The organism is Pseudomonas corrugata (genome assembly GCF_001269905.1).
GTDB classification, from domain to species: domain Bacteria; phylum Pseudomonadota; class Gammaproteobacteria; order Pseudomonadales; family Pseudomonadaceae; genus Aquipseudomonas; species Aquipseudomonas corrugata.
Genome location: NZ_LHVK01000010.1, coordinates 60,537 through 73,687, shown reverse-complemented (window position 1 = coordinate 73,687; position 13,151 = coordinate 60,537). Strand labels below are relative to the sequence as shown.

Here is a 13,151-nt window from a genome sequence, read left to right as displayed (position 1 = left end):
AAAACCCTTCAATCAGTCACTACCACCCTTCATTATCCGGGTTGGGGGTGATGCCTTGGATCAGTGCCTGCGTCGATGTGCCCAGGACCGTTTGATCCTGCGGTTCGAAACTGAACGGATGTCCATCGGTGGCGAGCAGGTTCAAGCGCACGATAGGCAGGAAGTTTTCCGCGTGCAGGAAGTAGTCACGCTGGATGAACGCGGCGTTCGCGAACCCCGTTGCGCTTCCCGAGATATAAAAAAGCGCCTCGAGTGGCAGTTCTTTGGGAATGTCGTCGGGCCAGGCCGCGATGATCATTTCGTTCCACTTCAGTATCGCTGGGGGGCTGCTGAAGGTCGGGCGTACAGCGATGCTGAGTTGGAACTGAGCAGGGTTGCTAGCGAATGCACAACTGTTTCCCGGGTTGCCGGCGTACCTGGATTGCCAGGCGGCGACCGTCGTCACGCCCTGAGACTCGCAGCTTGCGCGGCAACTGTCAGGAATCGAGGCGGTCCCGGCGTTGGCCGGATAAGCGCAGCGCAGGGCCACCGGATAACCTGTCGGGGCGAAGGTTTCCCTGAATATGAATCCCTGGGTGCCCGCGAGCTGTTGGGTGCCGACATCGGCTCGTACGTAAGAAAATGAAACACCGTTACGACTGATCGAATTCGGGCTGGGATTCCAGGCGCGAAAACCGGCCGAGGCATCGGCGGCCCGAATCAGGACACCATTGCACCTGAACGCCGGTTGCTCGCCCTGGCAGCTCGCAGAGACATCGCCATACCGCGCATTCAACTTCGATGCGACTTGATAGCCGACGTACAACTGGTCCTGCTGGTTGAAACCGAATACGGCCCCCGGTGCCTGACTCAGGTTCATGCGCAAGATGGGCAACCAGTCACCCGTTGCGTTGAAATAATCCCGCTGATCCTTTTGGGCGCCGAGCAGGGCATCCGCCTGCGTTACATCGTAGAACAGACCTAGAATCGGCATCTGCCTGGGAGCGTTGGCATCCCAGTTCCTGATCTGAACTTGCATAGGCAGGACCGACCAGATGCTGTTGAGGCTTTCGTGGGCGATCAGGCTGGCCTGGAATTGTTCGGCCTCAAGGCCGCTGAAAGAACATTGGCCAGTAGGCCGCAGGTTTTGCTGACGAAAATGTTCGAGCCAGCCTTCAGCGTCGCTGACGCCTTGGGCTGCGCAGGAAGCGGGATCCGTTGCCGTACTGGCATTGGCCGCGATCCAGCCACAGCCGAAGTCGGGCCGGTCGGCTTGCGGGGTAAATTGGAAAGGGTAGGCACACAATACGTCCAGGGCTTTGCCCTGGCCGATGGCCGTGAATCCATCGCTGAGCAATACGCCGTAGGGCAGCCCCAGGGATTGCGTGCCAATGTCGGCGCGCAGGTAGGTGAAGCCTTGTGCGCCCAGTTGCGACGATATCGGATCATGTTTCCAGAACTCCCCCGATGCCGGACTTCCCCGGGCCAATACGCCGCTGCAGGTATATGCCGGTTTTTGCGCTGCGCACCCGGGGGGGGCAAACTGGAAATTACGATTGAGCAACTGTGCGACTTCCGGGCCTGTCGCCGCATCGACCGTCATGGCTATCAGGGCGACAATCGACACCAGCCAAGCGACTATCCGATGAGTCATTCCTTTGCTTTTGGCTACGAATAACCCATTCATGGCGAGTAAATACCTACCACTTGATGGTGTGTCTGGGTGTCCGAGCCATCGGCATTGTCGTTGACGGAGTCGCCGTTGAGGTCGTACTGCCAGGCTGTTCCGGCGCCCAGCGCGGTGCCGGTCCAGACGGGGTAGTTCAACCAGCCCAGATAGGTTCCCACACCTTCTTGCAACCCCGCTTTGTACAGCGTCCAGAATTGCTTGATCTGCGTCAGCGTCACGGGCTCGAGGCCGGCCTGCGCACAAAGGTTTTTCATGCCTTCCCAGTCTGCGTTATGGGTCAGGAAATGCAGTTCCTGTATGCCCTGGATCGTCAGTGAATAATGCTGGGTTTGGGGCGGTGTGCTGCTGTCGGTGGCGCTGATGGTGCATTGCCCGTTGCGCCGGGCAGTGACCTGGCCGCTGCTCTCATCGACAAGCGCGATGTGAGCGTCGCTGCTGCTGAAGTTATAGGGACCGCTCCCCCAATCCGCCGTGCGCGTCAGGCGAGCGTAGTCCGGCACTTGCAACGGCGGCTTTTCGACGGCGGCGATGTAGTTCCTGCCGCTCAGGTCGAGCTTGGCGTCGGCTTCGAAGCCTGCATACAGCCTCAGTGGCAGCACCGCAGATTTCTGTGCCGGCCCGACGCCTTCGAATTGCACCTCGTAGTAGATCTCCACGACGTCGTCCTGGGCGTTATCGATAAACACCTGGGCGGTTACGGGAAACTCAACGTCCTTATCCACCGCACCGGCAGCGATTGGAATGTAGTCGATGAGTTCGTCATAAAAGTACAGCGTGACGATGTCGCGAAACTTCATTGGGATGTAGGGTTCGATGCGGACTGTCGCACCCTCGGGCGGAAGGTTCGCCGGGTCCAGCACCTCATCCGGCGCTTCGTCCACGGACGCTTCTTTCAGATCATCCAGAGTCGTTGGCATGTCGACGTTTCCTGAGGAGGTAGAGGATTACCGAACGAGGCCGGCCAGCCGATTGGCTTTGAGTGCAAGGCCCCTTGAGGCCGAGTTGGCCGTGTAGGAAACCTTGCCTGCCAGCCGGTCTTGCACAGCGCTACTGTCACCGCCGCCGCCGGCATGCCCCCATGTCACCACTCGACCGTCTGCAGTCAGTGCCACAAAACCGTGGGTATTGTTGTAAAGCGCTTGTACCTGCGTCAGTTCTCCCACCACGGCCGAGGTATCGCCGCCGGCCACTGCGTTGCCCCACGCCACCACCGTGCCGTTTTTTCGCAAGGCCGCGAACGCTACCGATGAGCCGGTCACCTGAACAATGTCATCCAACGCTGCAATATCGGCAGGCACCTTGCCGCCCTCTGCCTCAGTCCCCCAGGCTACCACATGCCCGTTTCCGCGCCGCGCTGCGAAGGCGCGCCAGGTGGAGCTGATGTCGACGATGTCCGTCAATCCTCCAATCAAAGGATCGATGGTGCCGCCATACGCTGCGGTGCCCCAGGCGACGACCTGACCGGTGGCGCGCCTGGCTGTGAAGGCTTGGGCGTTGGCGCAGCTCAGCTCGATGATGTCGGTCATGGCGGCAATGTCGGCCGGTACGGTGCCACCATAGGTTGCGTGGCCCCAAGCGACGATCCGGCCGTTCCCCCGGTGAGCGGCAAAGGCACCGAAGCTGCCGATGACGGATTTGATATCGGTGAAACCGCCGATTTCAGAGGGAACCGTTCCACCGTTGGTGGCATTTCCCCAGGCGACGACCTGGCCAGTTGCCCGTCGGGCAGCAAAGGCCGTTCCGGCGGAGGTCACTTCAATGATGTCATTCAGGTTGGCAATCGCGTCAGGGACCGTGCCGCCAACAGCGGCCACGCCCCAGGCGACCACCCGACCGGTGGTCTTCAACCCGACGAAGGCTGTTGCGTTGCCCACGACCTGGGCGAAATTCAACGGATCGCCCGTTATCAGCCCGCCTTCAGCTGGGGTTCCCCAGGTCACTACGGCGGTGTTGGCCCGACGGGCTGCATAGGCGCTGCGTGTGCAGCTCACTTCCACAATGTCGTCCATGGTGATGATGGTGGCATCAATGTCGCCGCCGTAAGCGGCGTTGCCCCATCCGACTACGTCGCCGACATCGCGATGGGCGACAAAGGCGGCGAGACCGGTCACGGTTGTGTCTATGCCGTTACCGATGATATTGGCCGGATTGAGGGTGAGTTGATCGTCGGTCGTGCGTACCTGCAACGGTTGATGCGGGGCGGTGTCGCGCCAAGTCTCGGCCGTCGTCCAGTCCTTGTCGATGGTGTACTTCCACTGTGCCTGGATAGGCTGGCCCGTGGTGGCATTGAATGCGCTCAGCATACGGCTGGCACTGGAGGCCCTGTAGGTACTGCGGGTATAGCGGGCACCCATGACCTTCAGTGTTCCAGACCCGATCACGCGGCGAACATCGTACTCGGTAGGCGTCGAGGGACCGTCCGTGCCACCGGCCTTGCGTGCGACCGTGTAGTCCAACGCAATGCTGTTGCCCTCATTGGCGTTGATTACCGCGTGGGGCACCTTGATCGACGCCAGCTCCTTGTCGGCTTCCGTTGGCAGGACTGTGTGTGAGTAATAGGTGGTGGCCTGTCCCTGCACCGTTACGGTGATTTCATCATCGGTTTTCAGCAGTGCGGTAGCTGGGATAATGACGGTGGCGCCGTTGGGGTAGACGTCATCGGGATTCAGCTGGTCCTGTCCCGGGCCAGTCGCTTCCCTGAAGGTTGCCTCAGGCAGCCTGAACGCCTGGTGTTGTACCAACAGCTCGTAATCCTCGCCGGGTTGGTCGCCTCCTTCGAGCAACTCGACCCGGTAGCTGACGATGACGGTTTTATCCTCACTGGCCAGCACGATACTGCGGGGTACCGGGAACTCGACGGGCTTGCCCTTCATGCTGCCGGTGATCGATTTGTCATCGGTGTGAGTTGTTGCGCCATCGGTGGTGGCCCACGTGACATAGAAGTGATCGCCGGCATTTTCTGCACGGTTGGGTTCGATGTCGATGTGGGCGCCGCCCGTTGCATCGGCCGGATCCAGCACATCATCGATGGCCTCGCGTACCTTGGCCGGATCCAGCAGCGGCTGTCGCGCTTCACCAATGACAAATTCCAAGGGGGTTGCATAACTGTACTTACCCGTGTCGAAGCGCAGGATGTCGTATTTGACGGTCAGTTCTTCACCACGATGAGCCTCGAAGTGCTGCTGCACAAATGCAGCATTGAGGGGGAAATCCACATTCTTGCCGGCGTTCAGCGCAGTGAGGGTCTTCGAGTCGTCGAAGAGTTTTGTGCCTTGGGCGTCGAACAACTGCCAACTCACCACATCCCCGGATTTGGTCGGGTTCGCCACGGGGGCGGGACACGTGACCTTGCTGGTGCCGTTGGGCAGGTCGCCCGGTTCCAGCGCGCCGTTCTGCTCGCCGACGACGATGGCCCTGACCAGTTCGAACTGTGGCTCGCCCACATTCACGGGCGCTGCATGTCGGGAGCCACGGCTGACGATCTCGCCGTTTTCGTCGCTGAGCAGGTTGTAGGAAAGGTCAAGCGTGCCGCCCTCAAGGGTCTTGAGGTGGCGACCGTCGACGGGAATGAAGAAGTCCTCCTTGGACTCGACTTCGTCCCGGCTGGGGAAGTACCACTCCAGTTCCGGTTCGTAGCTGCTTTGGTCGGGACGGGTACCGAACCATTTGAGTTCGATGGCCATGTCTTCCTCGATGCGCTCATCGAATGGAATGCGGATCCGGGTACTGGTCAGGTCCGGATCGAGCGCACCGCCCTGGGCGTCCTCGGCAATGGGCGCCGCCAGGAGATTGGGCTCGCCGATGATGTTGATGAAGCGGCCCTTGGATTGCTGGATGATCGTGCCACCGCGTTCCAGTTTGTAGGAGAACACTGCCTGGGTCTTGGCCAGGGCGCGGGCGGCGCTGTTGGGCAACAGGACATTGACCACGGTGGGCGGGTTTTCCTCGATCGCTTGACGAGCGGTTTCCTCGATAGGGTCACCGTCGAGCGTGGTGCCCTTGATGCGCATGATGATCACATCGTTCTTGGCGAATAAGGTGGTATTGGCGGCCCAGACCTGTAGTTGGAGCGCTGCATCGCCGAGGGTGTCCAGGTCGAGCAGGTTGCCGTCGGCCTGTTCGAGAATCGGCGCCTCCAGTCGCGAGTTGCCGGTGTCGACCACCAGGCGCGTCTCTGGGCACCAGTCCTCGGAAGCATTGTTGACTCGGTCATGGATCTTGAACGTCACGGCCAGCCCCTCGGGGCCGGAGTCTCCGGCTTCGTCGCGAATGACCGTTTCGCTGACATGGACGATGATGGGGTTGTTGCCCGGATCATCGATCTGCGCCTGGCTGACCGGATCGGAGATCACCTCGACGCCGCCCCAGCTCAAATAGATCAGGTCGCCCTCGGCAATGTTTGGGTAGGGCAGCGGGCTGGGGCTGCCCGGCTTGGCCTTGATGGTGACGTCGACACCGTTTCGGGCGGCGTCGTCGTCCACCCCGTTTTCGACGAGCTCGGGGTCAATGTCCATATACAGTTCGGAATGCGAACCAGGGTCCGGATCGGTATCCTGGCCGCCGGGCAGTTCCAGCTTGACGTACAGTCTGACCGGTGGGGTGAAGGTCTCTTCTGTCTGGCTGGGCCGTTTGATCACATAGGTCAGCTCGTAGGAACCGGTCTGGAGGCGTCCCGGTGCGACCCACAAGGTCACGCGTTCACCCACTTCGACAGGTTGGGTGATGGTGTGCTGATCGACCTGGCCGCCGTTCAGCAGCAACTTGACGTTGTCGCCTATGCCCGTGCCCGTGATCGGCCAGCTGGGAATGTGGACCTTGAGTCCCTTGTTGGGATGAGTGCCCAGGACGGCGGCAAGGTTGAGGCCCCACTCACCGGAGGGCAGGTCCTGCTCGGAGCGTCCGGGAATGTCCGGCGCGCGCAGTGCCAGCGGAGCAGGGTATTTTCTGGGTTGATTCAGCATGGGGGGCACTCCAGTCGCGGCGGGGACGATGGAGTGATTTATGCCCGGGGACGAGGGGAGTGGCTACTGTCAGAACTTACAGGTGTGGGGCGGTTGTAGACGAATGGTCGGTGTTGGGCATGTTCCCTGTGGCGAGGGAGAGCTCCCGTTCGGTCGGTCCGACGCCTCGGGCGCAGCGACCGCCGAAAAGAAGGCCTGCTGCGCAGTCCAGCCGGAGCAAGCTCCCTCGCCACAGAGGTGGTGTGTCAGCCAGCACGGTCTGATCGTTCCCACGCTCCCGCGTGGGAATGCCGCCTGGGATGCTCCGCGTTCCGTTTCTGGAGTTGAATGAAAAGCGCCTACTGGCCCGGATCGACGTTATCCAGCGCCCGGCTCACCAGTAATCCGCCCAGCTCGATCAATTGCTGAATGCCCAACGCTACATGCCGTCGCGAACCGTCCAGTTCGAAGGCCAGGTCGCTGATCATGGCGTCCGCAGAGGCCAGGGTTTCACTGAGGTTCGCGAGCAGGCACTCGGTGTCGATGCCATTCACGACGGTGAAGAGCGGGTCTGTCGGCGGATTGGGTGTTGGTTTGAACATGGTTGAAGCTCCAATGCAATAAAAGAGGAGCCATCACCCTCTCGCTACCAAACGAATGAGGGTGGCGGCCATACGAAGGTTGGTAGACCGGGCATTGGAACCGGCGTCTCCGGAGAGACCCTGCGCATGGCCACCAAAAGGCAAAGCGCATGGATGCGCTTGCAGGAGGTGACGCTATGCACCAACGACCCGGGCTACCAAACCCGATCACTGATAAATCAGCGACCGGAAAACGATAGAACCCGCCCACCAGGTGCACAAGCCGGCGGATTCTGGCGCAGTTGTAGGCAATGGCGCAAGAAGGTGTAGCCCCGAGCGGCCGTGTCCTACATCAAGGCTTACAGTCTTTCGAAAATAAATGCGTCCCCTTTTTCGCCCTTTTTCATGCCGTCACGAACCCTTTGGTCAAGCAGTCAAAATCCGCTTTCTTTCATAGCTGGCGTATTCGAATGTTATCCACGTCGATGCCCCCCATTTCCGCACTAATCAGTAGCTGATCGACTACCGAGCTGGACGTGAATTGCCTTAAGTATGGCGCCCAGACACTAGAGAGCTCGATAGTAATCTGAAATCCTATAGTCCCAGGTCCAATGGCCCAAAAATGCAACGGGTAGACGCCGGAAAAGGTACGGGCAACAAAGCTGAGCTCATAGCGAACATCCTCTCGGAGTGAAAGATCCAGCACTGATGACCCAAATCCGGCTGCGTTGTGACTGATTCGACCAAAATAATTACCAGCCTCATGAACGACCTCAAACGCATTTCCGTTGTGCCAACCATTGGCATTCCCACCATCAAACGGCGTGTAATGATCCACCTTCCGCTCTTCGTTTCGAACCGTGTAGGTTCGCAATGGGAAGGCAACTGCCTCTCCCTGGTTGCTACTTCGATTGAACGTCACCTCCAACACCACTTTGAGCGCTGAACTAACGCGCAGTTTTTCAAGTTCTGTCCGAGGGATTTCCTTGGACAACCCGGTCGATACATCGCCCGACTCCAGCTCTGTGCCGGTGTAAAGCGTAATCGTGTAATCCGAGCCATTGCTGGCAGTTCCTTCGCAGCGCAGCCAGACCCGCTGGCCGGCGGCAATCAGCGGCCAGGGTGCCGCCGTGACCCTCGCATCGCCGCTGAAGCTACCCAAATCCAGCTCGCTACCGATGCCACCCTGTGCCGCTTGTGGAATCAGCGGCATCGCCAGGCTGGCCATAGGCATCGCTTGTACATTCAACGTCAAGGGAGCCGAGGGCGGCAGATCCACGCCACCCTGATTGACCGTGTAGGTCACCGTCACCGCTTTGCCCAAGCTAAACGCCACTACACTGTTGTCGATCGGGATTTCCCAGCCGTCCCTGACCAGCCATTCATCCGAGGTGTATGAACCCTCGGCCGGCGTGCCCGGGGCGCCGGTCCAGGTGACTTTCAGCTTGTCGCCAGGCAGCAGTGCAGGGTTGGATGGCACGATAATCGTCAGTGTGTCCTTGGCATTGACCGGATTCAGGGTCGCACCACTGGCCTCTTTGACCGAGGGTGCGCGGAGCTCCAGGGCCGAGCCGATGCTCAGGTGCCGGACGATGGAGTTGCCCAATGAAGTCGTGCCCCGGGTAATGGAGTAGCTGACATCCACCGTCCCGTTCAGGTTGCCGCTCACATAAGTGAACGGCACGGTAAACGGCACCACCTTGCCCGCCGTATTCGCGGTCAGGGTTCTTGGCTGATCCGGGGCATTGCTCGACGAGCCGCGCCAGCGCAGCACGACGACATCCCCGGGCAGGGTGGCGGTGTAGGTCGCGATCACATTAGCGCCGATGGCGGGATTGACGTCGTCAGGATCCAGCACGTCGTCGGGGGCGTCCACCACCGTGGGAATCGGCAACGACGGCGCCGCGACGCCCACGCTCAGTTGCAGGAAATCCGAATCCGGTTGGCCGTTCACGCTGTAGTACACGGTCAGCGAACCGCCATCGAGGCGCTTGACTTGCTCTTTAGCCAGGTTCGCCAGCACCGGTTCGCCGACCGCCTCCCCACCGACGATGGCGATCACCTCATGGTAGGTCGGCTGGGTGGTGGCGGTACGGCCTTCACACACGATGATGATCTCGTCGCCAGTGGTACGTCCCGGATAGTCGGGAATGGACAGGGTGTAGTAATTCAGGTCCGGGTCCAGGGTTCCCGCGACGGCTTCCACGATCTCGGGCGGCAGGTAGCGACGAGTATCGCCCGTCACGGTCACCGCCGCGCTTTTCGAGGGACGGTCCACCTCACCGCTCCTGACCCGCACGTAGCCTACCGAGGCTCGTCCCTGGGAGATGGCGGCGACATCGGCATGGGGAATAGTGAAGTCGTAGAAGTAGGGAATGGTTGCAACCGTTTGCTCCAGCGGGCCGACGATCACCGACGAACCGTCGGCGGCGGTGCCACGCCAGGTCAGGCGCAGGAGATCACCCACGACATGTTCGTGGCGGTTGGTGTTAACACGAGCGATGACGGGTTCGCCGGCCAGTTCGGCGAGGTCGATTTCGTCCACCGGCAGGCCGTTGACCAGCACCAGTGGCGGGTCGAGCCGGTCATTGTTCACATCGACCAGGACGTGGGTCACCGCAGACCAGCGCCAGTACCCGCCGGGGTAGTTGCCGCACTCATCCACCACCTGGTAGGCCACGGCGAGGCCATCGCTGTCGTCGGCTCGCTCGATGACCTCAAGGGGGATAGTGACGATGATTTCCCCACCCACCTCACCCTCGGCCACCGTGTGCTCGACATTTTCCGCTCCCCAGGCCACGTTGATCTTGTCATTGCGGCGCATGAACAGGTACGGCTTGATGGTGATCGGCACACCGGCCGCGGCCTCTTCGGGGCCAACGCCGTTGTCGAGGATGTCCTGGGGGATCGAATACTCCAACCCCGAGTGTCCCGGGGTGCCCTGATCCTCATCGAAACCGCCGGGCGGGTCGAGTTTGACCAGCAGTTTCCACTGCGGCTGCGACTCTTCAGGCACCGTCGTACCCACCCGCAGTACACTGTAGAACACCGGAAAAGCGTCACCCCTGACGATATGCCCCGCGTCGATACGAAAAACCAGGCGCGCCCCTTTCTGGTTCAGATCGATCTCGGTGCTCCAGACCGGCGTGGTGGTGTCCTTCCAGTAAAGGTGGAAAACATCACCGACCTCCATCTGGGTCCAGGGATCGACGATGCACAGCAGTCCTCCCTCCACCAGCCTGGCCGGAATACCCGCGTCATAATCCTCGACGAAAAGCGTCCAGCCCGGAAACCAGGGCGGCTCAAGGCCGGCAAGCGGTTGGCTGTCTGGTGAATAGCTTGGGGGAAATCGCTTTTCCATGGGGGTACACCTCGACTGGTTGAGGGGCCGCCAATAAAGCAGTAGAGGCGCAATGCACGTGGGGATTATTAGGACGCGCCGGGATGAGGGCGTCTACTGTCAGATCTGACAGTCATCGGGGATGTTGGAGTGACTGATGAATCTGTGGCGAGGGAGTATCGCAGGGACATCAGGCCTTTTTGTTCTGCTCGACCTCCTTGCCGCAGGTATCGATGAAAAAATCCAGAGTGTTTGAATAGCTATACGCTCCGGTAGCATGCTTGAGGGCGTAGCGTACTTTTACGGATTGCCCGATATGGCCTGTCACGAATTCGGCATCCACTCGAAACGTCACAGGTTTACCGGCAGACACCGTTGTGATGGGTATCCAGCCGCTGGTACTGGCGGAAGGATTGGAGCCGGTCCAATAGTAAGTCAGGATGTCGCCTTTGACCGTGCCCGTGTAGTCGACCAATACCCGGACCTTATCGAAGATTTTCGAGGGATCGAGGATGCCGTTTTCGACCCCCTCGACCGTGGGGGGCGGTAGCGTAGCCATCAAGGCCTGGACCGTGACCAGCAGATGTTCGGATTCGCTTTGTCCGTAGACACCCACTTGGTCGTTGGACACCTGATACCACAGATCAAGGCGGCCGTTGGCAAGTACGCTGATGTGCTCGTCAGATACGTACAGCGTGACCGCTTTGTCTTCGGCTTCACTCCTGCTGACACTATGGGTTTGCGGATACACATAAGGCGTGCCGTCGGATCGCGTGCCTTCCCAGATCAGCTCGATGAAATCTCCATCGGCGATACCTGGGTACGAGATGTCCACGTTGGCCATCAGCGTGTCAGGTTCCAAGATATCGCCCAGTTGTTCGTGAAGGACCGGGGCGGGGTGGGCATAAAGGTCGCCCACCACATTGGCAAATGCGCGCCTGGACGAAAGAGGTGGATCTCCGTTTTCCTTGGTCAGCACATACGACGCTTCGGCCGATCCCATGGCAATGGCGCGGACTTCTGCGTAAGGAACCTTCAACGCAAGGATGGTGGGTGTTTTCGTGATCTGCTGTGCCTGGGTGTGGATCAGCGGCTTGCCGACTTGTGGCGTGCCGATCCATGTCATGGTCACCGTATCGCCGATTTTGAAGTCTTCCGTCCGGACCAGGATCTGCACGGTGACGTCCTGCTGGTTCAAGGTCTTGAGATCGATGATCCCGTCGATCGCCTCCTCGATGATCGGTGCTTCCAGGCGCCAGGCCCCGGCATCGACTCGTACGGTTGTGGAAATCGACCATTTTTCCGAATAGTTCCACACCTCGTCGTGCACCACGTACTGTACCAGCAGGGCGTTGCTGTCGCCGCCGGCTAGTATCGCGGCCTGATCGGCGATGATTTCGATGGGCTGTGTGCCCGCGGCCTGCTCCGGTGACAGGCTCCGGGGGGCGAGGAAGACACTGCCCCATTTCACCTGGATGACGTCACGCACGGCAATGTTGGGGTAGGGCTGGATTGTCATGGGCACGCCCTTGGCGGCCCATTCGGCATCGACGCCTTGAGTGATCACTTCGGGTGGCAACTGCACCCTCTTGAGTTCCGAGTGCCCCGGCAGATGCGGTTCCTTGTCGCGACCGCCGGGTCGGTCCAGCTTGACCAGAAGCCGTAGGGGCGCGGATGGATCGTCAGGTGTCGTTTCATTTTTGCGCAGCAGTACGTAATAGCACTGTTCGATCCAACCGGGCACAAACCATTGCCGGTCCACGAAGAAGAACAATCTCTCGTTCTGGTCAGCGAGCAGTTCGTGATGCCAGACATTGTTCGAGTCCAGGTAGACATCGACGATGTCACCCTCTTGCATGGGTGACCACGGATCGATGATACAGAAAGCACCCTCCGTGTGATCTTCAACCACGGCCAGATTGATGCCGCCATCGCCGTCTGCGACAGGGCTGGTCATGCCCGCGATCATTAGAGGCCACAGTGCCCGCTGACCGTCGGTGGAGGACCTGAATGGCGGTAGGTAAAGACGGAAAGAGGTCACGGCCAGCTCCTGGTCCAGAACGATGCGATGGTGTTGAATCGCAAGGCGATGGAGCACATTTGACGTGACGGCGACCGCGCCTGACTACTGTCAGAGCTTACAGGTGTGGCGTGTTATTCGACGAGTGGTAGGCGAAGCCAAGGGCATGGGCGCCTGCTGTTCTCTCAAGCAGGCGGTCTCACCATCAAGGCCTGCGCAAAGTCTTTTGCTTGAGGATATAAACCGTCACCAACACCGCACTCGTCAACATGAACCCCCGTGCCCACGGCAAGGGCACCAGGTAGCACGACAGCAGAATGCTCGCCCACATCAACCCGATGGCGTAGACCTTGCCCTTGAGCGGGATGCCGTTGCCGCTGAGGTAATCCTTGATCCACGGCCCGAGTCGCGGGTGCTCCACCAGCCATTGGTAGAAACGCGGCGAGCTGCGGGCGAAGCAGGCCGCCGCCAGCAGCAGGAAGGGCGTGGTGGGCAGCACCGGCAGGAAAATTCCGATCACCCCCAATGCAACGCTCAGCCAGCCGATGGCCAGCAGCACGTAACGCAACATCAGGGGGCGGTTGCCTATGGGGTTGTCCAT

7 protein-coding genes are annotated in these 13,151 nt (G+C 60.2%); all 7 read right to left on the bottom strand.

Annotated elements, in window-relative coordinates:
* Window positions 1-19 precede the first annotated feature (19 nt).
* The gene (locus AD665_RS16985; RefSeq protein ID WP_201720614.1) at window positions 20-1,633 is read right to left on the bottom strand and encodes a hypothetical protein; all 1,614 of its coding nucleotides are present in this window, start codon (window positions 1,631-1,633) and stop codon (window positions 20-22) included.
* 29 nt (window positions 1,634-1,662) lie between these two features.
* Complete coding sequence (locus tag AD665_RS16980; protein WP_053192896.1) at window positions 1,663-2,586, bottom strand: Ig-like domain-containing protein; 924 nt, start codon at window positions 2,584-2,586, stop codon at window positions 1,663-1,665.
* Between the two features lie 27 nt (window positions 2,587-2,613).
* Complete coding sequence (locus AD665_RS16975) at window positions 2,614-6,630, bottom strand: RCC1 domain-containing protein (RefSeq protein ID WP_053192895.1); 4,017 nt, start codon at window positions 6,628-6,630, stop codon at window positions 2,614-2,616.
* 338 nt (window positions 6,631-6,968) lie between these two features.
* Window positions 6,969-7,211 carry a DUF6124 family protein gene (locus tag AD665_RS16970; protein ID WP_053192894.1) on the bottom strand — a complete coding sequence of 81 codons (243 nt, stop codon included), beginning with the start codon at window positions 7,209-7,211 and terminating at the stop codon, window positions 6,969-6,971.
* Between the two features lie 430 nt (window positions 7,212-7,641).
* Entirely contained in the window at window positions 7,642-10,551 is a 2,910-nt protein-coding gene (locus AD665_RS16965; protein WP_053192893.1) for a hypothetical protein, read from the bottom strand.
* Between the two features lie 169 nt (window positions 10,552-10,720).
* A complete protein-coding gene (locus tag AD665_RS16960) occupies window positions 10,721-12,571 on the bottom strand; it encodes a hypothetical protein (protein WP_155514785.1) in 1,851 nt (616 codons plus the stop codon).
* Between the two features lie 184 nt (window positions 12,572-12,755).
* Window positions 12,756-13,151 (bottom strand): YbaN family protein, encoded by a 396-nt coding sequence (locus AD665_RS16955; RefSeq protein WP_053192891.1) that lies wholly within the window; start codon window positions 13,149-13,151, stop codon window positions 12,756-12,758.

What these genes read in the sequence shown, in the direction of transcription:
- AD665_RS16985 (WP_201720614.1), bottom strand. Translation starts at nt 1,633, where the DNA reads ATGACTCATCGGATAGTCGCTTGGCTGGTGTCGATTGTCGCCCTGATA.
- AD665_RS16980 (WP_053192896.1), bottom strand. Translation starts at nt 2,586, where the DNA reads ATGCCAACGACTCTGGATGATCTGAAAGAAGCGTCCGTGGACGAAGCG.
- AD665_RS16975 (WP_053192895.1), bottom strand. Translation starts at nt 6,630, where the DNA reads ATGCTGAATCAACCCAGAAAATACCCTGCTCCGCTGGCACTGCGCGCG.
- AD665_RS16970 (WP_053192894.1), bottom strand. Translation starts at nt 7,211, where the DNA reads ATGTTCAAACCAACACCCAATCCGCCGACAGACCCGCTCTTCACCGTC.
- AD665_RS16965 (WP_053192893.1), bottom strand. Translation starts at nt 10,551, where the DNA reads ATGGAAAAGCGATTTCCCCCAAGCTATTCACCAGACAGCCAACCGCTT.
- AD665_RS16955 (WP_053192891.1), bottom strand. Translation starts at nt 13,151, where the DNA reads ATGGACAACCCCATAGGCAACCGCCCCCTGATGTTGCGTTACGTGCTG.